The sequence below is a fragment of the Bacillus sp. FSL W8-0920 genome (assembly GCF_038593215.1).
Classification (GTDB): Bacteria; Bacillota; Bacilli; order Bacillales; family Bacillaceae; genus Bacillus; species Bacillus pumilus.
On the sequence record NZ_CP151974.1, the window covers coordinates 901,641 to 925,464 of the forward strand.

The window sequence follows — 23,824 nt, forward strand, 5'->3', positions numbered from 1 at the left end:
AGAGCGACATGACAAGGGAATCTAGAAAACCCAAAACCAATTGGCATGATGTGAAACATGCGATTGATACGAAAATCCATGAAGACCAAAGACTTTTTAAAGAGCCGCTTACTATTCATTTGGTTACGCCAATGTTTGGGGGAGGGCCCCAATCAAACTCAATTGATCAAGACAGACCGATTCGAGAAAGTGCAATTCGTGGACATCTTCGTTTCTGGTGGCGTGCAACTCGAGGAGCTGCCTGCAAAAATGCGAATGAATTATTTAAAAGAGAAGCAGAGATATTTGGTCATACAGAACAAGCGAGTCAAATTCAAGTGGTAACGCATTATGAGAAAGACGAATTGAAAAGAAATTCAAAATCATTTTTAAATAAGAAAAATCATCCTTTTCCACGGTATGTTCTTTCAAATATGAAAGATCAAACACCATACCTCATGAAGGCGCAATTTTCTTTAAATATCCGGTTATCTAAAAAAACAACCCAATTTGAGTTAATCAAAAAAGAAGTTGAAGCAGCATTATGGGCTTGGATCAACTTCGGTGGACTTGGGTCAAGAACGAGACGTGGGTGTGGCAGTTTATATTGCAAGCAATTTTCACCATACAACAAGAGGACAAAAAGCCAATTGGAAAAATGGTTTGAGCAAAAACTTTTAGAATATGACATCCAATTGCCAGCATCAAGTCGAGAATGGCCGACGCTTAGTCGTGAATTCAAAGTACAGGCATTTCCATCATCAATTATCTCAAGCTGGCGATCCGTCATTCAGACATATGAAACATTTCGAAGAAGATCAAACCCGAATAAAAAAATGGGGAGAAGTTGTTGGCCGGAAGCAGATACTATTCGTCTGTTAACAGGTAAGGCTAAATCAGGTCATGAAACCCCATATCCAAAAGAGAAACCATTTGAATATCAAGCATTTCCTAGAGCTCAATTTGGTTTGCCTATTCAGTTTCGATTTGCTCCTAAAGATAAGGGGAAAGACCCAAAACCTACAACGCTCCTACCTAAAGGAAAGGATCGTTTGGCTTCACCACTCATCTTAAAACCGTTAGCTATTAATCAAAAGGAATCAGTGGGCATGGTGATGGTGTTGCAGCAACCAAAGATCGAATCTTTATCGCTTTTAGGAAAAGGAAAGCCTTTGCCCGATGTAACAGATGAACAAAGTATCTACCCAACAGCCACCTACTCAAACAACCCATTACAAGACGAGAGTGGCCGGACGCACTCATCGGCGATTCAAGCCTTTTTACATAGCAAGGAGGTGCAAACATTTTGTCAGAAGGATTACAAAAACAAACATTGATGCTATTTTCTATAGGGCCCGTTCAAGAATTTATTGCGCAAGCAAGGCGGACGCGTGATTTATGGTTTGGCTCTTTTCTTCTATCTGAATTAAGTAAAGCAGGTGCGAAGAAATTTCAGGAACTGGGTGGAACGCTTATTTTCCCTGTGTTCAACGAATCCTCTGCAAAAACAAACAACGCACCAAACAAAATATTGGGAGGAATTTCACACGAACAGCCTTCATCCATTGCAAGACAAGTGAAAAAAGCAATATATGACAAATGGAAGGAATACGCAGACTTTGTAAGAGAGATTGTGGATCCTTATATTCAAATAGGCACATGGAATCGACAAGTAGATGATTTAATAGAATTTTATGCTGTATGGACTGAGATGCAAACTCAAGAGGAAGCGGCAAATGCGTCTGCAAGTCCATATCATTTGGCTCTTCAAGAAGTCGAAGGTTTAATGGCGGCACGGAAGACTTTAAGAGATTTTAAACAAAATGAACCAGGGGCGTTATTCGGTGAACCAAAATCATCACTTGATGGTGGACGAGAGTCTGTTTTCCAAAAGCAAAAAACACCACAGCAAGTGGCGCAACTTGCGCAACTTGCGCAATGGGGAATTGGTGAACATGAATCATTAGATGCGATTTCAGTGATCAAACGATTATCTATACATAAGCACCCGAGTATGACCTTTCCATCAGTCTGCGATAAAGCGTTTGCTCCCTATCAAAACATGTTGAAACAAAATGAACAGAAGAAAGCTGCCACACAATATGTGAAAGATGTAGAAACATATCTTAAGAATATGAATCTAACAGTAGCTCCTCTTGATTTGAGTGAGGCATCGCTTTTTTATGAAAGAAGAATAGAAGATTATCTTGAACAACGTGGACTTGTCGGGACCACACGAACAGAAGCGAAAAATGACATCACACAGCTGCTCGAAAAATATTTCAAAGGTGAATACAGCAAGCATCATGGCCGGCCGATCAAACCACCAGTACCTTCACCTTACTATGCCTTTCTCATGGCGGATGGAGATAAGATGGGCAGCCAACTACGAAATATACAGCATGTAGAAAGCCATATTGCATTTTCTAAAACGCTCTCAACTTTTGCTTCAAAGGCTCGTGGGATTATTTCCAAATGTGAAGGTACATTGATCTATGGCGGTGGAGATGATGTCATGGCTTATGTACCGGTGCACCAATGCTTAGAAGCAGCTGGGAAATTACAAAGAGAATTTGTTTCAACGATGAAGGCTCATCAACATAGTGAGACACCTCCTTCGATTTCAATTGGCATCGCCATCGTTCATATGCTTGAGCCTCTTGAAGAAGTAAGAAGTATGGCACGCCAGGCTGAACAATATGCAAAACAAGAGCGAAATTCATTAGCGATTCATTTCCAAAAGCGAGGCGGAGGAGACACAATGAATATCTCAGTCTCATTTCAAATAGATCCAGTGGCCTCTATCCAAGAGATGACGACGTGGTTAAAACAGTCTTATTTTACATCTGGCTTTGCATATGGCTTACGAGAGTTGTATCAAACATACGAACAGTCTTCATTTAAAAAACAGCCAGCAATTTTAGATGAACTCATTCCACTAGAGATAAGACGTCTTGCATTCAAAAAGAAAACGGAAGCAAAAACAGAGCAAGAAACGAAAGAGTGGATCGATCAATTGATTACGAAGTATATACCGAAGAAGAATACATTAGAAGAATTACATACAATCGCTGAATGTATGATCATTGCTCTTCAACTAGAGGAGGTAAGTGGACATGCCTGAAAGATGGTTTCACATTCAACCGCTTGATCCGCTGCTTATTCGTGATGCACGCCCATTTCAAAGTGTACCGGGTATACGGGCGCGTTCATTAAACGATGTTCCCCCTAGTGTGGTCGCAGGAACACTTCGTACAGCACTAGCGAAGACACGACAATCAATGAAACACACCACGCCACTTTCTTATTATGCGAAATCTCTTGTGCGAGGTCCTTTATATCGCTGGCATGATCATTTATATGTGCCAATGCCTAATGACCTTGAGTTATTCGATGATGAGTATGGCATGTATCAAGTGAGACCGAAGCGAATGATGTCGAAAGGACAGGGCTTTTTTGGCACAGGAAAAACAGGCCGTTTTAGTGAGGCATTATGGCCGCCAATTGGAGCTGGTGCTCGTAAAAAAATGAAATCGCCGCCTGCTTTTGTATCACTAAAGTGGATGATGAACTGGCTGACAGACGCAGTGGATGAGAGTCAGGTGAAGGAAGCCTTGACTGAATACCAACACATGCAGAAGGAAAATCATTCGTTCAAAAATGATGCACCACCTGCATTTATTCCAGCATTACAGCGTCAGGAGCGAACACAAATTGAGGTGGAAACTGGCAGTAAAAGAGCAAAAGATCAGCATCTATTTTCAACTGAATCGCTCTTATTCCCAGATGACTTTAAACTGGAGGCAGGAATAGATTTATCTACTGAAGAGTCAGAAGAATTAAAGCCTTTCTCAGGGATTCACCCAATCGGTGGTGAACGGCGGCTGGCTCATATAGAAGACCGGCCACATGTATACCAACAAGATTGGACATGTCCGGATGCTATTAAAGAATCGCTCAAAAACAAGCCGTATGTTCGCATGATATTGGCGACACCTGCTTATTTCAGTAAAGGATGGCAGCCCGGCTGGCTGGATGAACAGCTCATGTCAAAACCACTATTTGATACAAATGTACGACTCAAATTGGTTTGGGCATCTGTTCCATATTGGCAGCCTATCTCTGGATGGAGTTTAGCAAATAAAGACAAAGGGCGTGAAAAAGCAATACGCCGCTTAGTCCCTGCGGGTAGCGTTTACTTCTTTACAGTAGAAGAAGGAGATCCAGCAGAACTGGCCGAAAAAATGTGGCTTCAATCAGTATCCGATCGTAACCGGCGCAAAGAAGCGTTTGATCGTGAAGATGGCTGCGGGTTAGCACTTTGGGGAACATGGAAGCCGAATGAATAAGAGGAGTGAGATGATGGAAGCAAGCCGTTGGTTTTGGATACATTGTTTATCCCCCCTTCATATTGGAGCGGGTGAAGGAGTTGGCGTGATTGATATGCCCATTCAACGAGAAAAAGTAACAGAATGGCCGATTATACCTGGAAGCAGTATCAAAGGCGTGCAGCGTGAACATTATCGCGCGAAAGGACAAGACACATTCGTACAAAAAGTATTTGGTACACAAGGAGATCAAGATGGAAGCGCAGGAGCAGTCGTCATGACAGATGGCCGGTTATTTTCATTCCCGGTGGCGAGTAGATACGGTACATTTGGATATGTGGCAAGTCCACTCATATTGAAAAGATTAGCCCGCGATGCAAAAGCATTAGGCGTATCGCTGGATATCCCTGATCTCATCGAAGAATCGAGCACGCTAGTCACCATGATTTCTAAATTAGTAGAGAATGACGAATTATATCTAGGTGAATTTCAAGGGGCTGCGAAAAAATCTCCACAACTAACCGATTTTGCTGAACAGATGGCCAAACTTTTATTCGACGATAAACAATCACAAACTCTTTGGATAGAACGATTTGTGATTGTAAGTGATGACGTTTTTCAATACATTGTCACCATGAATTCTGAAGTGACACCTCGTATTAGAATTGATCATGAAACCCAAACAGTTAGTAAAGGTGCTCTCTGGTATGAAGAGTATGTACCGGCAGAAGCCATATTTTATGGGCTCATGTGGTGTGATCGTGTCGATGGAAGCAATAATTTATCCGTTAGACATCAACTTTTAAATCAACTAGAAAAACAGATGTATCTTCAATTAGGTGGAAACACAAACGTAGGTAAAGGAAGAGTATCCTGGCGTATGACAGGAGGGGAGGGATCATGAAACTCATTCAACATCATTATGCTGAGAAAGCGTATCAACATGTGATGAATGCCAAAACGAATGAGGAGAATTTCTCAAATCAATATGGACAACTCTGTCACAGATTCGCCTCAATGATCTTAACAAATGGATTAAGGCTCACCATTACATTTTTTGAAGCAAAATCAAAAAAAGGAAATGCTTATCAACAATTCGTTCAGGATATAAAAGAAACATTGGATATACAAGGAGATTGGTCAGCTTCCAATCGAGATTACTTAATCAAATCAAGACAAGGTTTAAATGCATCTGTTTGGTTAAAAAGATATGCGGAATCTATTTTAAAGGTGGAACAAGGGGCGGAGAATGTGGAGGACATCCAATGAATCTGTCATTAACCTTAAACAAAAGCAAATGGGAGATTGATGGTTCTACATTGTCGGACATCATAAAGGACAGCTCGAAGAAGCAGTCATTTTATGAAAATGTGATTAGTTTGCATCAAGAACAGTGGGAAAAATACAATCACTTGCTGTATGAAAAATTTGTGGAGCGATATTATACCGATACGAACCTCACATGCTTAGTCAAGTCCATATCGCCGTTAGTCATTGGACATGGAGGAGAGGGTGTACTTGAAACGGGATTGTTATTACACCCGATATACGGCGTTCCTTATTTACCAGGAACAGCTTTAAAAGGTGTAGCCTCTCATTATGCCCACTCTGTATTAGGTGAAAACTTTCCTGAACTAAAACAAGGTGGTAGTGATTACAACACATTGTTTGGAACAAACGAACGTGCTGGCATCATCGAATTTCATGATGCGCTCATGATGCCTGAGACGGTAGGAGAAGCATTCAAAGTGGATGTGATGACACCACATCATTCAGACTACAACAGCGTCAAGCTAGATAAGATGAACAAAGGGGGAAGTGTTCCAGGCCCTCGAGACGATGACTCACCAACACCTATTCATTTCTTAACGGTGGTCAACGGCCGCTTTCAACTTCTATTGAAAACAAAAAAGAATCTACCAGAAGAATCGGAATGGCTCGAACTCGCCAAAACCATCTTACTAGGCGCTTTAGAACACGAAGGAATCGGTGCTAAAACAAATGCGGGTTATGGAAGACTTAAAATGGACGACGTCATCTAAGACTAAGTGCGAATGTGAGGTGAACATAAAATCCCTGGAACATTCGCACCGTTTCATTCGACGAAAATGGTAAATGATGTATATTTTTTAGAGAGGAAAACAAAATTCTATATAGAAACTTGAGGATTTTGACGATCATTTCCTAAAAAATGTTATAATTAGGGCGGAAATCGCAGTCGCACTCTATATGAGTGCGTGGATTGAAATAATTTCCTCCGGCCATTTTTTTGTTAGTGATGGTGTCGCACTCTATATGAGTGCGTGGATTGAAATTTGTAAGTAGCCGTGCTTTCACCATAGTTTTGCGTCGCACTCTATATGAGTGCGTGGATTGAAATCTCTCAATTTGATAGTTAACTTGTTGCTTAAAAGTCGATGGTTCAGCTTGATGTTTTTTTCAAATCGCACTCTATATGAGTATGAGGAGTAAAATTCTTATCAGAAGGTAGCTTGAAAGATATATTGACAATTGCGCTTGATATAGTTGTGAAAAACAAAACTCTGTCTCAGCCTTTTTATTAATGAATTCAAAGCTGTTGATGAAACAGCGAAATAAGTATGATTATCATCAGTAATAGTTTTTTTAAAATAGGATTAAGAAAGATTCGGTGCGAATGTGAGGTGAACATAAAATTCCTGGGACATTCGCACCTTTTTATTCGACAAAATTGAGAAAAAATGTATATTATTTAGAGGTGAAAACAAAATTCCATATAGAAAATTGAGGGTTTTAGCTATCATTACCTAAAAAATGTTATAATTAGGGCAGAAATCGCAGTCGCACTCTACATGAGTGCGTGGATTGAAATTCTAAGGGGGATAGCTGTTTTTTTGCCCTTATGTCGCACTCTACATGAGTGCGTGGATTGAAATACACTTCAGCGTGCCGTCAGATTGATACTGAAAGTACGTCGCACTCTACATGAGTGCGTGGATTGAAATCTTCAGTGTATAGTTCGTTGTGTTGAAAAGGGTCGTCGCACTCTAAATGAGTGCGTGGATTGAAATTCTAACTTTTCGGGTTCTTTTACAGATGTCCCGGTCGCACTCTACATGAGTGCGTGGATTGAAATCTTGCTTGGATATGTCGGTTTATTTGGTGTTTCAGGTCGCACTCTACATGAGTGGATGGATTAATAATTGTGAAAACATAACTCTGCCTCCTGCCTCAGTAGTCATGAATCTAATTGGATTCAATTGTTGCTGAAATATAAAGAAGTTTGATTAACAAGTTTCAATATATTTCATACTAAGAAAAAGTCGGTGCGAATGTGAGGTGAACATAAAATCCCTGGAACATTCGCACCGTTTCATTCGACAAAAATGAGAAAAAATGTATATTTTTTAAGGGTGAAAACAAAATTCTATATAGAAACTTGTGGGTTTTGACGATTATTACCTAAAAAATGTTATAATTAGGGCAGAAATCGCAGTCGCACTTTACATGAGTGCGTGGATTGAAATTTTCTCCTAAATAATCATATTTTTTCAAAGCAGTCGCACTTTACATGAGTGCGTGGATTGAAATTTTTCTGACTTTCTTGACAAAAGCCCCAACGTTCAAGTCGCACTTTACATGAGTGCGTGGATTGAAATTCTTTTACATTATCGTCAACAATGAATGGAAGTTGTCGCACTTTACATGAGTGCGTGGATTGAAATCAGTTGTTGTTATTGTGGGTCTGGCAGTGCCTATTGTCGCACTCTATATGAGTACGTGGATTGAAATTTATGTATTTCCACTACTGTTCCTTCCCCATATAAGTCGCACTTAACATAAGTGCGTGGATTGAAATAATTGCAGAGTCTATACCTTGCACTTGTACTCTTGTCGCACTCTATATGAGTGCGTGGATTGAAATATTACAGTTTCATATCCCTCCATAGCTCCGTTGACGTCGCACTCTATATGAGTGCGTGGATTGAAATAACCTTTTTCAATCCATCAAGGATAGCCAGGATGGATTGAAAATGTCTTGGATATCGAGATAGCGCAGTAATTCGTCGTCACACTCAACATAAGTGCATAGTCCACAGTTTCTGCGAATTACATAAATTCAAATATCTATCCCCAAAAAATCCAAGCCCTACACAACAAAAAAAGACTCGCTCACACAGAGCCGAGTCTTAATTTTTTTTGCAGTTTTTCTTCACTGAAAATCCAGCCGGTATAGGAATTTTTGATTTGGTGGTCCATGTCGATATGGCAGATCGCGACGAAAGGATAGTGACCTTTGCTGCGGTAGCGTAAATCAATGAACCGCACCTCATAATGATCCTTGTATTTATCCACTTCCCACCGGTAGACAGGGGAGAAGGAGAGAAAAGCTGAAATGTTTTCGTCTTGTTTGGCAATTTTCATAATTTCAGTATCAGGGACCGGCACACGGTTAAAGGTGTCTAAAATGACGACTTCTCCATTCATGCTGCGCCCAACATGGAAAGAGGATTTACATTTCACGGCAATGCGCCATTGTCTGAACTTCATTGTAGGCGAAATAATAATCTCTTCAATTTCATCGAATCGTGCACGCAGCTGACGTTTAATCTGGAGCTGCATGATGACCCTGACGATATAGTAACAGAAAATCACGGCGTACAGCGTAATAAACGTATAGCCGGGATGTCCGCCAATCGCCCAAACGACAATGGCGACAAGGTGTGTAAAAAAGATAAACGGATCAAACGTGTTAATGATCCCAAGTGCTACCCATTTCTTTGAAAATGGACGAATGGCCTGTGTGCCGTATGCATTGAATATATCGACAAACACATGAAGCACAACGGCTAATAGGGTCCATAACCAGAGGTGAAGTAAATTCGCCCCTGGCACAAATGGGAAAATCACAGCCGGAATTAGCAATGACCAAAACAGTACAGCCGGAATGGAATGTGTAAATCCTCGGTGATTTCTTATATAAACCGCATTATTTTTAAGTTTTAGCACAGTATCAATGTCTGGTGCTTGGGAGCCGGCGATGGTCGCGATCATCACGGCGTGTGCCATGTGTGGATCTGCGCTGACGGCTGGATCTAAAAGTGCAAGTCCCCCAAGAGAAATGCCCATTACTACATGAGTACCAGTGTCCAATTGATTACCTCCTAGTTGTCATGCTTAGGAACAATCATACAAAGTATACGTCTCCAATCAAGACTATGTGCAAAATCACTTTTGCTTTATCCCGATTTAATGTAACATGTTAACGTATCTACAAACAGTATACAACAAATAAGGTTCTTTTCAGAACGTTAGCCCTCGGTCCAATGAGAAGGAGTATAGATATGAAAGACATTCAAGAAAAGCTGGACCGCAAAGATATTGCGGGCTTTCAGCATGATTTAATTGATTGGTACGAAAAAGAACAACGAACACTTCCGTGGCGTGAAAATCAAGATCCATACAGAGTCTGGGTATCAGAAGTGATGCTTCAGCAAACGAGAGTAGATACGGTCATTCCGTACTTCAACCGGTTTATGGAGCAATTCCCGACGGTGAAAGATCTCGCTTTAGCTGATGAAGAAAAGGTCATGAAAGCATGGGAAGGTCTTGGCTACTACTCAAGAGTGCGTAATTTACAGGCAGCTGTGAAAGAAGTCTATGAATCCTACGGGGGCGTTGTCCCTGATACGAAAGAGCAATTTTCAAAGCTCAAAGGTGTAGGTCCGTATACGAGCGGCGCAGTACTAAGTATCGCCTATAACAAGCCGTACCCTGCGGTAGACGGCAACGTTATGAGGGTCATTTCCCGTATTTTGTCCATATGGGATGATATTGCAAAACCAAAAACGAGAAATATTTTCGAGTTTGCGGTCGATCAGCTCATTTCCCGGGAAAAGCCATCAGAATTTAATCAAGGGCTGATGGAGCTTGGTGCGCTCATTTGTACCCCAACATCTCCTGCCTGCCTTATTTGCCCTGTGAACATGCATTGCTCGGCACTTGAGGAAGGCGTTCAGCATGAGCTCCCAGTGAAAAGCAAAAAGAAAAAACCGACTGCAAAATCAATGGCAGCAGTGGTGTTATTTGATGATGCAGGCAACCTCTATATTCATAAGCGGCCAAGTACAGGCCTGCTTGCGAATTTATGGGAATTCCCTAACTTGGAAACCATAAAGGGAAGAAAAACGGAAAAAGAGCAGCTAATGGATTTCTTAAAAGAGGAGGCAGGTGTACAAGCAGAGCTTGGTGATTTAGAAGGCACCATTCAGCATGTATTTACCCACCTCATCTGGAATATTTCTGTTTTCTTTGGACGTGTGACCTCTGTATCTGATGACACGATGCTGAAAAAAGTGACAACAGAAGAATTTAAGGCATATGCTTTGCCAGTTTCACATCAAAAAATTTGGATGATGGCACTTGAACAGCCTAGTCGTATTTAACCGTTGTACCGTGGGTATAATCGGCTTCATTTCGGTGCAGCCCCCCGCGGTTTTCAATTTCAGAAATGATTTCTCGATACTTAGATTGCCCTTCTTCGTTTAAATAAGGTAAAATTTGTTGGAAAGCATGATGAAAGTAAGCAAGCTCAGTATCTTTCCATTGATCCTTGGACATCATGCCAAGCTGGCTTAAATCGCGTCCGACATACATGAATGTAACCTCCTAATAGGAACTTTCCTATTAGTGTGAAGCGAATGGACGAAAACTATTCAAATCAGGAGATGAACCATAATGAATCAACGTAAATGTGCATTAATTACAGGCAGCAGCAGAGGTGTAGGGAAAGAAGTAGCCCTTCGCCTAGCTGAAAAAGGATATGACATTGTCATTAACTATGCGAGAAGCAAAAAAGCCGCACTTGAAACAGCGGAAGAAATTGAAGCGATGGGTGTAAAAACATTGGTTGTCAAAGCCAATGTAGGTCAGCCAGAGAAAATCAAAGACATGTTTCAGCAAATCGATGAAACCTTTGGCCGTTTAGATGTATTTGTAAACAATGCGGCTTCAGGTGTTCAGCGTCCCATTATGGACCTTGAAGAAAATCATTGGGACTGGACGATGAATATCAATGCGAAAGCCTTGTTATTCTGCGGACAAGAAGCGGCGAAACTAATGGAGAAAAACGGCGGCGGACATATCGTCAGCATTAGCTCACTTGGCTCTATTCGCTACCTTGAAAATTACACAGTAGTCGGCGTATCAAAAGCAGCATTAGAAGCATTGACGCGTTATCTATCCGTTGAGCTGTCACAAAAAAATATTGTCGTGAATGCTGTATCTGGCGGCGCGATTGATACAGATGCACTTAAGCACTTCCCGAACCGAGAAGAGCTTTTAGAAGACGCGAAGAAAAACACTCCTGCTGGCCGAATGGTAGAAATTAAAGACATGGTCGATAGCGTCGAATTCCTTGTGTCAGGCAAGGCAGACATGATTAGAGGACAGACGATTATTGTGGATGGCGGACGTTCTTTGCTTGTTTAAAAAAATCATGAATAGGAAGTACACCTTCTGCACAAATTAATGTGCGTGGAGGTGATAATGATGGATAAACAACAAAACAAAACAAACGCACAACAAGTGAAAAAACAAAACCAAGCTACTGCTCAAGGTCAATATGGTACTGAATTTGCTAGCGAGACTGACGCACAGCAAGTAAAAAAATACAACCAAAAAGCTGAGCAAAACAAACAACAAAACAGCTAATCACTGAAACAGAGGGAAGCACTTCATCTACGAATGAAGTGCTTTTCTTTTTGCCTCTCCCCCCACCATCCGACAAAACCTGTAAAGCCTCTACATAAACAGTCAAAGGATTTCGGCAATATTTCAAGAAATGGTATACAGACAAAAAGTGGATGAAAATAAAAGGGAGGAGTTAGATGTCTGATTTCGATCAGCTTGTAAAAGAACAAATGCAGCTCATGGATCAACTGCTCAATGTACAGGGAGAACTTGATCTATGCTTAGAAACAGAAAAACAATTGCTGCAAGATGAAAAAAAAGAAGAGTGGACTAGGCTTCATGATCAAATCAAACAGAAACGTAAGGAACTGCAAAAAATCCAAACCTTGTTTACAAAACAGACAGAAGAGGTCATCAATTCATATAAGCAGATGGAAAAGAGTTCAACCGTGATGTAAGACAGTGTGCCGTTCAATTGGGTTGAATGGCTTTTTCATTTCATTTTTTAATGATGTAACGGTATAATATGATAGAGACATGTTTAGTTGGGAAATTAGGTCTTTGGACTGTTATGTTTTTTTGTTATAGAAAGTAGGGGAGAAAATATGGGCTATCCCAAGGAAGGAGAAAGCATCCAAATTCAAAGCTATAAACACAATGGCTTGATCCACAGGATTTGGAATGAAACCACCATTCTGAAAGCAACGGAATTGTGTATCATTGGTGCAAACGACCGTACAATGGTGACTGAATCCGACGGCCGTACTTGGATGACGAGAGAACCGGCTATTTGCTATTTCCATGCAAAACAATGGTTTAATGTGATTGGGATGCTTAGAGATGATGGGGTATATTATTACTGCAACATCAGCTCTCCTTTTGCAACAGATGAAGAAGCAATTAAGTATATTGATTACGACTTAGATGTCAAAGTCTTTCCAGACATGACGTATAATATTTTGGATGAGGATGAATATGCAGATCATAAGAGGCAGATGAATTATCCAAAGGAAATCGATAGTATCTTAAGAGAGCATCTGAATACATTATTGCATTGGATTCACCAGCGGAAAGGTCCGTTTGCTCCTGAATTTGTGGATATGTGGTATGAACGTTTTTTACATTATACAAAATAAGCAAGAGCATCAAAAAACCTGTTTGGCTTTTTAGGCTAACAGGTTTTTGATTGCGTACGGATAAGAGGCACTGATAGATTGGGAAGGAGATTTACATGGGGGTCATTAAACGGTACATGGCTTTTGTTACACCGTATAAAAAACAGATTGCATTGACAATGGTCATCGGGATGATCAAGTTCTCGATTCCCTTAACATTGCCTCTGCTTTTAAAGTATGTCATTGATGATGTCATTCAAGGCACGGGGTCGGCTGAAGAAAAGACATCATCTCTACTGATGATTATGGGAATCATGCTCGTCTTATTTTTAGTGATGAGGCCGCCTGTTGAATACTATAGACAATACTATGCGCAGTGGACAGGCAGTAAAGTATTATTTGATATTCGGGAAAAGCTGTTTTCGCATATTCAAAAGCTCAGCCTTCGTTATTATGCCAACACGAGAACAGGAGAAATCATTTCTAGAGTCATCAACGATGTGGAACAGACAAAAGAATTTGTCATCACAGGTCTTATGAACATTTGGCTAGATTTGATGACCGTGCTGATCGTGATCGCCATTATGTGTACACTGGACATCAAGCTCACCATCGTGTCTGTCATTATTTTTCCGTTATATGCGTTTGCAGTGAAGTTTTTTTACGGTAGGCTCCGCAAGCTGACAAAAGAGCGGTCACAGGCGCTGGCTGAAGTGCAAGGGCATTTGCATGAGCGGGTACAAGGAATGCCGGTTATTCGGAGCTTTGCCATTGAAGAATATGAACAAGAGAATTTTCATGATGAAAATAAAAATTTCTTAAACAAAGCGATCAATCATACGAATTGGAACGCCAAAACATTTGCCGTTGTCAATACCATTACTGATATTGCACCGCTATTGATCATTGCATTTGCTGGCTACACCGTCATTAATGGATCACTTTCGATCGGGACCATGATTGCCTTTGTCGGTTATATTGACCGGATGTACAACCCGATTCGCCGCCTCATAAACTCATCCACGACTTTAACTCAGTCAGTAGCGTCAATGGATCGTATCTTTGAATTTATTGATGAGCCATACGAGGTAACAGATCGGTCGAATGCGAAAGAAGCCGATCATTTAAAAGGAGAGGTCGAATTTAAAAATGTATCGTTTCGTTATGAACACACGCAGGAAGAGATTCTCCGCAATATCTCCTTGAAAGTAGAAAAAGGACAAACGGTTGCGCTTGTAGGAATGAGCGGTGGAGGGAAGTCGACTCTCGTCAGCTTAATTCCAAGGTTTTATGATGTGACAAACGGGTCACTTGAAATTGACGGCATTGATATAAAAGAGTACAGAGCAAGAAGCCTTCGAAATCAAGTCGGAATGGTGCTGCAGGATACATTCTTATTCAGTGACACGATTAAAGAAAATATTGCGGTTGGAGACCCAGAAGCCTCTTTTGAAAAAATCGTTTCGGCTGCAAAAGCGGCAAATGCCCATGATTTTATCATGTCTCTTCCTGAAGGATATGACACGAAGGTAGGAGAACGGGGCGTGAAGCTGTCAGGTGGTCAAAAACAACGGATTTCCATTGCAAGGGTCTTTCTAAAAAATCCACCGCTGTTGATTTTAGATGAAGCAACGTCTGCACTAGATTTAGAAAGTGAACATTACATTCAAGAAGCGATGCAAAAGCTAGCAAAGGACCGCACAACCTTTATTGTCGCGCACCGCTTATCAACAATTACACATGCTGACCTCATTGTCGTCATGGAACAAGGTGAGATTGTGGAAAAAGGAACACACGAAGAATTAATGAACAGAGACAGCCACTATCGCCATCTTTTTACCATTCAAACATTAAATTAGTAGAAGCCTATCCGATTCTAGCGGATAGGCTTTTTTATGCTTGTCAAAAACATGACATATTTCCCAGCTTGTCTCAATACAATTTTAAAAAGTATGACGGGGTGGTGAATATGTGAAAGAACAAGACGTGCTGCTAGATGTCAAACAGCTGTCCATTGCATTTCAGCAAAAAAAGCAAAAAGTACCCATCGTCCATCACATATCGTTCTCGATCCAAAAAGGAGAAACCTTAGGAATTGTTGGCGAATCTGGCTGCGGGAAAAGTATCACATCTATGTCATTAATGGGACTGAACCAGCAAACAGATACAACGGGAGAGATTCAATTCGAAGGGCAAAACCTGCTGTCGCTTTCAGAAAAACAGTGGCGAGAAATAAGAGGAAATGACATTTCGATGATTTTTCAAGAACCAATGACCTCTCTAAACCCATTAATGACCATCGGCAAACAAATGACGGAAGCCCTTTTCACACATCAAGCAATCGGTCAAAAAGAAGCAAAAGCGAAGGCGGTTGATCTGCTTCAGACAGTTGGATTGAAGCAAGCCGAATCGTTGCTTAAAAAATACCCGCATGAATTATCAGGTGGCATGCGCCAGCGTGTGATGATTGCGATGGCGATGCTTTGTCACCCAAAGCTCATGATCGCAGATGAACCAACAACTGCACTTGATGTGACCATCCAAGCGCAAATCCTTCGCCTGCTCAAAAAGCTGAATGAAGAGATGGACACCGCGATCTTATTTATTACCCATGATCTAGGTGTCGTGCGGCAAATATGCCAGCGAGTCATGATTATGTATGCCGGTCGAATCGTAGAAGAAGGAACCGTTGACCGTATTTTTCAAAAACCTCTGCATCCCTACACAAAAGGTCTTTTCGCCTCAGTTCCATCGTTTAAAGAGAAAAAAGAAAAGCTCATCTCCATTGCAGGTCATGTACCGAAGCCTGGGACCATTCGATCCGGCTGTCAATTTGCCGCGCGCTGCCCCTATCAAATGGCGCAATGTCTTGAAGAAGATCCAGTTTTACAATCCATTGAACAGGATCACCGCGTGGCATGCTTTCTAATGGAAGGAGGAGAAGACACTGAGTCACCCACTCTTGCAAGTGAATCAACTGACAAAACGGTATGACACAGCCGCTTTTTTTTCTAAACACAAACATTCGACTCTGGCTTTAAATCAAGTGTCCTTTCACGTGAAGGAGGGGGAAACGCTTGGCATTGTTGGTGAATCAGGCTGCGGGAAATCAACACTTGGCAAAAGCTTAATGAGATTGACTGAACCGACGTCAGGCTCTATTCAACTGAAAGGGCAAGAGGTCACTCTTTTGAAAGAAAGAGAGATGCGTTCTTTAAGAAAAGACATTCAAATGATTTTCCAAGATCCATACGCTTCATTAAATCCACGAATGAAAATCAAAGATATTTTAGAGGAACCGCTCATTGTCCATCGACATGGAACGAAAGCAGAAAGACGGAAGCGGGTAAAAGAGATGCTGCATATTGTCGGATTTGACCCATCCTACGGAGAACGTTATGCGCACCAATTCAGCGGCGGACAAAGGCAGCGTATTGGTATCGCTAGAGCACTCATTACCCATCCAAGTCTTGTCATTGCCGATGAACCCGTTTCAGCTTTAGATGTATCCGTTCAGGCGCAAATTTTGAATTTGATGCTTGAATTGCAAAAGACGCTTTCTCTAACGTATCTATTTATTTCTCACGATCTTGGTGTTGTCAGATATATGAGCGACCGAATCGCAGTCATGTATGCAGGCCGCATTGTCGAGATGGGGCCTGCCGAAGACGTATTTCACAGCCCGCTTCATCCTTATACATCGCTGCTTCTGAAATCCATTCCACATATGGATCACGTGCTAGAGACGCAAGATGTGTCGGCAGAAGAGTCTGCCATGACACCAAGCGGCGGCTGTCCTTTCTACAAAAGGTGTCCAAAAAGGTGGGAGAAATGCTTAAAAGCAGTACCTACTTTGTATGAGGAGGAAGCGGGGCACGCGGCGGCGTGTTACTTATATCAAAAGGAGGAACACAATGAAGAAGACATGGTTGTTCAGTAGTTTCATTTTTGTGCTGGCACTTGCACTGTTTTTAGGGGGATGCTCGTCCGCTCCGTCATCAGAAGAGAAGGCAACAAAAGACACCCTCGTATTTGGCAGAGGAGGAGACTCCACTTCACTTGATCCAATCACAACAACAGAAGGCGAAACCTTCAAGGTCACAGAGAATATGTTTGAAAAGCTGCTGAATTACGGTGAGAAAGACACGACCATCCATCCAGGTCTCGCAACAGACTGGGATGTTGCAAAGGACGGAAAATCGTACACATTCTACTTAAGAGAAGGTGTGAAATTTCACGATGGCACAGACTTTAACGCAGAAGCGGTGAAATTCAACTTTGACCGCTGGATGAATGGCGATGCAGAAAAATTCCCTTACTACGGCATGTTTGGCGGTTATAAAAAAGATAAAGGCCATGTGATTAAGGACATCATCGTCAAAGGTGAGCATGAAGTTGAATTTCAGCTAAAGCGCCCGCAGGCGACATTCCTTAAAAATATTGCCATGTCACCGTTTGGCATCGCGAGTCCTGCAGCTGTTGAAAAAAGCGGCGATTCCTTTCGCGAAAATCCAGTAGGAACAGGACCATTCAAATTTAAAGAGTGGAAACAAAACGACCGTATCGTGTTAGAAAAGAACGAAGATTACTGGCAGAAGGATAAACCAAAACTGAATCAAATCATCTTCCGCTCGATCCCAGAAAACTCGGCTCGCTTAAATGCATTGAAAACAGGCGAGATCGATTTGATGGATGGCGTGAATCCGTCAGATTTAGATGGCATTAAAACGGATCAAGCACTCCAGCTCATTGAAAGACCATCAATGAATGTAGGCTATATCGGACTGACCGTCACAAGAAAGCCGCTCGATAACAAGCTCGTTCGTCAAGCGCTCAATTACGCGGTCGATAAAGAATCCATTATTAAGTCATTTTATGGAGGACTTGCCGAGCCAGCAAAAAACCCTCTTCCTCCAGCTTTAGAAGGCTACAATGACGACATTGATCCATATCCGTATGATCCTGAAAAAGCGAAGGAACTTTTAAAAGAAGCGGGCTTTCCTGACGGCTTTCGCATCAAGCTTTGGGCGATGCCTGTACCGCGTCCGTATATGCCAGATGGGATGAAGGTAGCAGAAGTCATTCAATCAAACTTTGAAAAGGTCGGCGTCAAAGCAGAAATTGTGACTTACGACTGGGCGACCTATTTAGATAAGGCAAGTAAAGGGGAAGCTGATGTGTTCTTATTAGGCTGGACAGGGGACAATGGCGATCCTGATAATTTCATCTACACACTTTTGGACAAAGACAGCATTGGCGGCAACAACTATACATTCTTCGAAAACGATAAAATGCATGACATCCTCATTGAAGCGCAAACAGACACAGATCAAAAGAAACGAAATGAGCTATATAAAAAAGCACAAGAAATCATTCATGATGAAGCACCTTGGATTCCATTGGTGCATTCCATCCCAATGCTTGCAGCATCTAGTGATTTAAAAGGCTACCAGCCGCATCCAACTGGTTCAGAAGCTTTGACTGACGTGTATTTCGAATAAGCAAATAAGGGAGATCTTGTATCTCCCTTATTCAAACAAAGAAAAGGCGGTGAAAGCTGTTTGTTTGCTTATTGTATGAAGCGGGCAGGAATGCTCATCCCAGTATTGATCGGAATGACATTGGTCGTGTTTTCAATTATACGGTTTATTCCAGGAAACCCAGCACAGGTCATCTTAGGACAGCGGGCAACGAAAGAAGCAGTAGAACAGTTAACCATCCAGCTCGGTTTAAACCAGCCTTGGTATGTTCAATACGGACATTACATGCTGGGCCTTTTAAAAGGAGATTTAGGGACTTCGATACGAACAGGAGCGGCTATTGCCCAGGAAATGAAACCATACTTATTTGCGACGTTAGAATTGACCTTTTTTGCCATGGTGCTGGCGATCGTTGTGGGGGTTAATGCTGGAATCATCAGTGCTTGGTTTAAACATTCTTTCTTTGATTATGTCGCGATGTTTATTGCACTCATTGGAGTGTCCATGCCAATTTTCTGGTTAGGCTTAATGGGGCAGTGGCTGTTCTCAATTGAATTAGGTATTTTACCGACAACGGGACGTGAAAACGTCAGAAATCCAGTGGAATCAATCACCTATATTCATACGCTGGACACGCTTTTGCAAGGCCGGTTTGATCAATTCACTGACAGTATCAAGCATTTGATCTTACCAAGTACAGCACTTGCTACAATCCCTGCTGCGATTATTGCAAGGATAACAAGGGCAAGTATGCTGGAAGTGCTTCATTCAGACTTTATTCGAACAGCAAAAGCAAAAGGAGTACGTTCATTTTTCATCATTTATCAGCATGGGCTGAAAAATGCGCTTATTCCGATCTTAACGATTATTGGTCTTCAGACAGGCCTCTTGCTAGGCGGGGCCATTTTAACAGAGACCATTTTTGCATGGCCGGGCATTGGGCGGTATATATATGACGCCATCAGCTATCGTGATTACCCAGTCATTCAAACAGGCATTCTCGTCGTTGCGCTCATATTTGTCCTGATCAATTTCATTGTGGACATCTTGTATGCGGTCATTGATCCAAGGATTAAATATTAGGCAGGGAGAGTGATAACATGGAAGCGCAAAAAGAGCTTGAACCACCTCAACCAAAAGAAGAGCGCTCTCAATCATTGATTCTTGAATCGATGAAGCTGTTCTTTCAGCACAAGCTGGCGGTCATTGGCAGTGTGATTGTCTTTTTATTTCTCATTTTAGCGATATTTGCACCGCTCATTGCTCCTTTTGGAATCAATGAACAATCTCTCGGTGAGCGATTTAGTGCACCATCAGCTGCGCACTGGTTTGGTACAGATGATTTCGGCAGAGATATATTTTCAAGAGTTGTGCATGGCGCGCGGATTTCCTTATGGGTTGGTTTCTTCTCGGTTCTCGGGTCTGTCATTTTAGGCACACTGCTTGGATTGATTGCAGGCTATGGCGGAAGAGTGCTAGATGCTGTGATCTCGAGAGTGTTTGATATTTTACTCGCTTTTCCTAGTATTCTACTGGCGATTGCGATCGTCTCTATCTTAGGCCCCTCCTTACAAAATGCCCTTATTGCCATTGCGATTATTAATGTCCCAACCTTTGGACGGCTCGTTCGTTCAAAAGTGCTGAGTATTAAACAAGAAGAATACGTGCTAGCAGCAAAGGCGGTTGGGATGTCACACCGCCGCATCGTGCTGCGTCACATTCTGCCAAACAGTATGGTGCCGGTCATCGTACAAGCGACGCTTGCGATCGGAACAGCGATTATCGAAGCAGCGGCTTTAGGCTTTTTAGGATTGGGTGCACAGGCACCAAGCCCAGAGTGGGGGAAAATGCTTGCCGATGCAAGACCTTATCTCGTTCAAGCCCCTTGGACATTAATTTTCCCAGGTGTAGCGATCATGCTGACAGTTTTGGGCTTTAACCTGATGGGAGATGGATTAAGAGACACACTGGATCCTAAAATGAAGAAAATAAAATAAGACCAATTCTAGGAATTGGTCTTTATGCTTCTTTTTCATCTGTCTCAATTTCACTGTCTTTTGGGTGATACGTCTGGAAGCTTGTAATCAATGTATCTAAATGCTCTAGTTCATCACGGTATTCGATGATGCTGGACATGACATTCAGCATATTGTAATCGAGCAAGTCGTTTTCTTGGTTTTGCTGATGCTGGATAAATGATTTCGTTAACGTTTCAAGGCGAAGAGAGCATTCATTTTGAAATTCATCGTCCTGCGGCTTCATTTTACCGACGAATTTCATCAAGGTGCGCTCATGCCAATACAGTAAGTAATCAATTTCATCTGTTAAGCTTTCCTTGAAATGCTCTGGCATCAAATGAATTTCATTTTCTAATTTATGAAGCTTTTTCAGCAAGTACAGGGCACGATTCGATGTCATAATGGCCTGTCTGAACAAAACGAGCTTTCTTGATTTTACATAGGTTGTTTTCTTTAAATAGCTTCGTTCCTCTTTGTATAACAAGTAAATGTGATCTAATTTGATCATGCGTTCTTTTATTTGATCGATGTCATCCTTTAAAATGGAATGATCAGTAGACTGTCTGGAGCTCAGACGGATCCATTTTAAAATCTCCTCCGTATTTTCCATAATGTGATGAACAAGCTTTGTTTCATACTTTGGCGGCAGGAAGATTAAATTCACTAAAAATGAAGAAAGAACTCCTAACACCACAGTAGCTGTTCGAATTAAGGCAAAGGAAAGGAAATGATCCCCTGCACTTTCTAAAATCGCAATGACGGTTACAAGTGCAATTGGAATCGTGTGTTCAATCTTCAGCTTTAAATTAATGGCGATGACCATGACGGCGGTTAAACCGATAATGACTGGTCCAGTGCCAAAAAGTAGACCGAACGTAATGGCAAGTGCTGCGCCAATAATATTGGCTTGCACTTGATCAACAATCGTTAAAAAAGATCGATAAATAGATGGCTGGATAGCAAATACAGCTGCAATTCCCGCGAAGACGGGCGTTGGCAACCCAAGCCATGTTGCCAGGTAAAGCGCGAGTACAATGGCAATACCGGTTTTTAAAATACGGGCTCCAAGTTTCATTGGTTTTGTCCCTGCATTCCTTTCTTTTAGATAATAGATGATCACTCGTCATTTATTATAAATATTTTGATGAACAACTAAGTAATATACAGCGGTCTTCCGAAATATTCAAGTGATTTTTGAAAGTTCATGAAAACATCAAAAGAAGGTATTGAGAAGAAATGTAACAGATTCACACGCTTTTGACAAACAAGAGCTGATAAATAAAAAAACAGGCGCATTTTTTTACGCCTGTTTTTGACCCTATTATGATTGTTTCAACTGTTCAAACGCATGATCTACTGCTTGCAGCGTCTCGGAAATATCTTTTTCTGTATGTGCGATCGTTAAGAACCAAGCTTCATATTTAGAAGGAGCGAGGTTAATCCCTTGCGAAAGCATTAATTTAAAGAAGCGGGCGAACATTTCGCCATCCGTATTTTCAGCCTGTTCATAGTTCACAATGGTTTCTTTTGTGAAATAGACAGTGAGAGCCCCTTTTAAGCGGTTCACTGTAATATCTACTTGATGTTTTTTTGCATGGGCTAAAATGCCTTCTTCTAGCATCGCGCCAAGCTGATCAAGATGCTCGTAAACACCATCTTGTTTTAACACTTCCAAGCAGGCAATACCAGAAAGAATGGATGCAGGATTTCCTGCCATCGTGCCAGCTTGATAGGCTGGTCCAAGAGGAGCGACTTGCTCCATAATTTCTTTTTTACCGCCATAAGCACCGATCGGAAGTCCGCCGCCAATAATTTTTCCTAATGCAGTGAGGTCAGGTTTTACTTGAAGCAAGTCCTGTGCGCCTCCGTACATAAAGCGGAAAGCTGTAATCACTTCATCATAGATCACAAGTGCGCCCTTTTCATGAGTGAGGTCATTGACCTGCTGCAGGAAACCATCCTTAGGCTCCACGATGCCGAAGTTCCCGACAATCGGCTCGACAAGGACAGCTGCGACTTCATCACCCCATCGATCCAATGCTTCTTTGTAGCTGTCAATATCATTAAATGGAACGGTAATCACTTCATTGGCGATGCTCTTAGGAACGCCTGCTGAATCAGGGGTTCCTAAAGTGGATGGACCAGAGCCAGCTGCCACAAGTACAAGATCAGAGTGACCGTGATAGCATCCGGCAAACTTAATGATCTTTGTTCTGCCTGTATATGCACGTGCGACACGAATCGTTGTCATCACCGCTTCAGTACCTGAATTGACAAAGCGAACCTTGTCTAAAGCAGGCATGGCTTCCTTCAGCATTTTAGCAAAAGTGACTTCATGCTTCGTTGGCGTTCCGTAAAGGACACCTGATTCAGCCGCTTTTGTAATCGCTTTTGTAATATGAGGGTGGGCATGTCCTGTAATAATTGGGCCGTATGCTGCTAGATAATCGATATAGCGATTTCCGTCAACATCCCAAAAATAAGCGCCTTCTCCTTTTTCCATAGCCGCGGGTGAACCGCCGCCTACTGCCTTATATGAACGAGACGGGCTGTTGACACCTCCAACAATATGCTCCAGCGCCTCTTGATGTAATTTTTCTGATTCTGTGAATTTCATAAATAGCCTCCTATCTCAACGTATCACGTCGTCTATCATTATTTTAACATGCCGATGCAAGCGTCCTTAGTTGAATATCCTCTCAAAATTGGATAGGCTATTAAAAAATAGGTTGGAGGGATTGTGTCATGACAATCGAAGTAGGCCAGCAAGTACCTGAAATCGAATTAACCGGTGACAACGGGGAGAAAGTAAAGCTTTCTGACTTTAAAGGAAAACATATTGTCCTTTATTTCTATCCAAAAGATATGACACCCGGCTGTACAACAGAAGCATGTGATTTCCGCGATCGCCATCAAAGCTTTGCAGAATTAGATGCTGTCATTATCGGCGTAAGCCCAGACAGTCAGGATAAGCATCAGAAGTTTAAAGAGAAACATGATTTACCGTTCTTACTTCTTGTAGACGATGAACAGAAATTGTCCGAAGCCTTTGGAGTATGGAAGCTGAAAAAGAACTTTGGCAAAGAATACATGGGCATCGAACGTTCAACGTTTCTTATTAATAAAGAAGGAACGCTTGTGAAAGAGTGGAGAAAAGTTAAGGTGAAAGACCACGTAGAAGAAGCGCTTGAGGAACTAAAATCTCACGCTTAATATCATCACAGGATAGGACC

At 41.8% G+C, this 23,824-nt stretch carries 21 protein-coding genes, 1 pseudogene and 3 CRISPR repeat arrays; of the genes and pseudogenes, 18 read left to right on the forward strand and 4 right to left on the reverse strand.

The features are described 5' to 3' along the window. The first annotated feature begins 8 nt into the window (after positions 1 to 8). The 6 genes from cmr1 to cmr6 are packed head-to-tail and all read left to right on the forward strand — an operon-like array spanning position 9 to position 6,349. Positions 9 to 1,316, forward strand: a complete 1,308-nt coding sequence (gene cmr1 / locus NSS78_RS04295; protein WP_212046475.1) for a type III-B CRISPR module RAMP protein Cmr1 — start codon at positions 9 to 11, stop codon at positions 1,314 to 1,316. Further along, the gene (gene cas10, locus NSS78_RS04300) at positions 1,286 to 3,103 is read left to right on the forward strand and encodes a type III-B CRISPR-associated protein Cas10/Cmr2 (RefSeq protein WP_212046474.1); all 1,818 of its coding nucleotides are present in this window, start codon (positions 1,286 to 1,288) and stop codon (positions 3,101 to 3,103) included. The genes cmr1 and cas10 overlap by 31 nt, the downstream gene beginning before the upstream one ends. Next, positions 3,096 to 4,328 (forward strand): type III-B CRISPR module-associated protein Cmr3, encoded by a 1,233-nt coding sequence (gene cmr3, locus NSS78_RS04305; protein WP_050944734.1) that lies wholly within the window; start codon positions 3,096 to 3,098, stop codon positions 4,326 to 4,328. Before cas10 ends, cmr3 begins: the two co-directional genes overlap by 8 nt. A gap of 10 nt (positions 4,329 to 4,338) precedes the next feature. After that, the gene (gene cmr4 / locus NSS78_RS04310; RefSeq protein ID WP_342468305.1) at positions 4,339 to 5,211 is read left to right on the forward strand and encodes a type III-B CRISPR module RAMP protein Cmr4; all 873 of its coding nucleotides are present in this window, start codon (positions 4,339 to 4,341) and stop codon (positions 5,209 to 5,211) included. Then, on the forward strand, positions 5,208 to 5,576 hold the full coding sequence (gene cmr5 / locus NSS78_RS04315) for a type III-B CRISPR module-associated protein Cmr5 (protein ID WP_050944732.1): 369 nt from the start codon (positions 5,208 to 5,210) through the stop codon (positions 5,574 to 5,576). The genes cmr4 and cmr5 overlap by 4 nt, the downstream gene beginning before the upstream one ends. Next, positions 5,573 to 6,349 (forward strand): type III-B CRISPR module RAMP protein Cmr6, encoded by a 777-nt coding sequence (gene cmr6, locus NSS78_RS04320; protein WP_233421726.1) that lies wholly within the window; start codon positions 5,573 to 5,575, stop codon positions 6,347 to 6,349. Before cmr5 ends, cmr6 begins: the two co-directional genes overlap by 4 nt. A 174-nt stretch (positions 6,350 to 6,523) precedes the next feature. Further along, positions 6,524 to 6,782: direct repeats of the CRISPR family, unit length 32 nt; unit sequence GTCGCACTCTATATGAGTGCGTGGATTGAAAT. Positions 6,783 to 7,126: 344 nt separating this feature from the next. Then, positions 7,127 to 7,489: direct repeats of the CRISPR family, unit length 32 nt; unit sequence GTCGCACTCTACATGAGTGCGTGGATTGAAAT. A 292-nt stretch (positions 7,490 to 7,781) separates the two neighbouring features. Further along, positions 7,782 to 8,278: a CRISPR direct-repeat array (repeat unit 32 nt; unit sequence GTCGCACTTTACATGAGTGCGTGGATTGAAAT). A gap of 181 nt (positions 8,279 to 8,459) precedes the next feature. On the opposite strand, the gene NSS78_RS04325 is transcribed toward cmr6, so the two are convergent. Further along, a complete protein-coding gene (locus NSS78_RS04325) occupies positions 8,460 to 9,440 on the reverse strand; it encodes a metal-dependent hydrolase (RefSeq protein WP_034623275.1) in 981 nt (326 codons plus the stop codon). 191 nt (positions 9,441 to 9,631) lie between these two features. On the opposite strand from NSS78_RS04325, the gene mutY reads away from it, so the two are divergent. Continuing rightward, the gene (gene mutY / locus NSS78_RS04330; protein WP_050944730.1) at positions 9,632 to 10,732 is read left to right on the forward strand and encodes an A/G-specific adenine glycosylase; all 1,101 of its coding nucleotides are present in this window, start codon (positions 9,632 to 9,634) and stop codon (positions 10,730 to 10,732) included. Here mutY and NSS78_RS04335 read toward each other — a convergent pair. Continuing rightward, complete coding sequence (locus NSS78_RS04335; protein WP_044139672.1) at positions 10,719 to 10,943, reverse strand: hypothetical protein; 225 nt, start codon at positions 10,941 to 10,943, stop codon at positions 10,719 to 10,721. The two genes, mutY and NSS78_RS04335, sit on opposite strands and share 14 nt — an antisense overlap. 81 nt (positions 10,944 to 11,024) lie before the next feature. Between NSS78_RS04335 and fabL the strand changes: the two genes are divergently transcribed. The 10 genes and pseudogenes from fabL to NSS78_RS04385 all read left to right on the forward strand — a co-directional run bounded on the left by fabL (position 11,025) and on the right by NSS78_RS04385 (position 20,570). Continuing rightward, a complete protein-coding gene (fabL, locus tag NSS78_RS04340) occupies positions 11,025 to 11,777 on the forward strand; it encodes an enoyl-[acyl-carrier-protein] reductase FabL (RefSeq protein WP_050944729.1) in 753 nt (250 codons plus the stop codon). Between the two features lie 75 nt (positions 11,778 to 11,852). Beyond that, positions 11,853 to 11,999: pseudogene (locus tag NSS78_RS04345) on the forward strand (gamma-type small acid-soluble spore protein); the annotation flags it as partial. Positions 12,000 to 12,175: 176 nt separating this feature from the next. After that, the gene (locus NSS78_RS04350) at positions 12,176 to 12,436 is read left to right on the forward strand and encodes a YgaB family protein (RefSeq protein ID WP_113386875.1); all 261 of its coding nucleotides are present in this window, start codon (positions 12,176 to 12,178) and stop codon (positions 12,434 to 12,436) included. Positions 12,437 to 12,583: 147 nt separating this feature from the next. Beyond that, the gene (locus NSS78_RS04355; protein ID WP_003217818.1) at positions 12,584 to 13,114 is read left to right on the forward strand and encodes a DUF402 domain-containing protein; all 531 of its coding nucleotides are present in this window, start codon (positions 12,584 to 12,586) and stop codon (positions 13,112 to 13,114) included. Positions 13,115 to 13,209: 95 nt separating this feature from the next. Further along, positions 13,210 to 14,952, forward strand: coding sequence for an ABC transporter ATP-binding protein (locus NSS78_RS04360; RefSeq protein WP_212046473.1), 1,743 nt, complete (start codon positions 13,210 to 13,212; stop codon positions 14,950 to 14,952). Positions 14,953 to 15,064: 112 nt separating this feature from the next. Further along, entirely contained in the window at positions 15,065 to 16,087 is a 1,023-nt protein-coding gene (locus tag NSS78_RS04365; RefSeq protein WP_137055485.1) for an ABC transporter ATP-binding protein, read from the forward strand. Beyond that, a complete protein-coding gene (locus NSS78_RS04370; RefSeq protein WP_212046472.1) occupies positions 16,056 to 17,033 on the forward strand; it encodes an ABC transporter ATP-binding protein in 978 nt (325 codons plus the stop codon). Before NSS78_RS04365 ends, NSS78_RS04370 begins: the two co-directional genes overlap by 32 nt. Continuing rightward, positions 17,008 to 18,594, forward strand: a complete 1,587-nt coding sequence (locus NSS78_RS04375) for an ABC transporter substrate-binding protein (RefSeq protein WP_044139669.1) — start codon at positions 17,008 to 17,010, stop codon at positions 18,592 to 18,594. The genes NSS78_RS04370 and NSS78_RS04375 overlap by 26 nt, the downstream gene beginning before the upstream one ends. 60 nt (positions 18,595 to 18,654) lie before the next feature. After that, positions 18,655 to 19,656 (forward strand): ABC transporter permease, encoded by a 1,002-nt coding sequence (locus NSS78_RS04380; RefSeq protein ID WP_003217874.1) that lies wholly within the window; start codon positions 18,655 to 18,657, stop codon positions 19,654 to 19,656. Between the two features lie 17 nt (positions 19,657 to 19,673). Next, on the forward strand, positions 19,674 to 20,570 hold the full coding sequence (locus tag NSS78_RS04385) for an ABC transporter permease (protein ID WP_061407165.1): 897 nt from the start codon (positions 19,674 to 19,676) through the stop codon (positions 20,568 to 20,570). A gap of 22 nt (positions 20,571 to 20,592) precedes the next feature. On the opposite strand, the gene NSS78_RS04390 is transcribed toward NSS78_RS04385, so the two are convergent. Further along, positions 20,593 to 21,666 carry an aromatic acid exporter family protein gene (locus NSS78_RS04390; protein WP_050944721.1) on the reverse strand — a complete coding sequence of 358 codons (1,074 nt, stop codon included), beginning with the start codon at positions 21,664 to 21,666 and terminating at the stop codon, positions 20,593 to 20,595. Positions 21,667 to 21,912: 246 nt separating this feature from the next. Continuing rightward, positions 21,913 to 23,208 (reverse strand): glutamate-1-semialdehyde 2,1-aminomutase, encoded by a 1,296-nt coding sequence (locus NSS78_RS04395; RefSeq protein WP_342468306.1) that lies wholly within the window; start codon positions 23,206 to 23,208, stop codon positions 21,913 to 21,915. A 128-nt stretch (positions 23,209 to 23,336) separates the two neighbouring features. On the opposite strand from NSS78_RS04395, the gene bcp reads away from it, so the two are divergent. After that, positions 23,337 to 23,804, forward strand: coding sequence for a thioredoxin-dependent thiol peroxidase (bcp, locus tag NSS78_RS04400; protein WP_003217794.1), 468 nt, complete (start codon positions 23,337 to 23,339; stop codon positions 23,802 to 23,804). Positions 23,805 to 23,824: the final 20 nt, after the last annotated feature.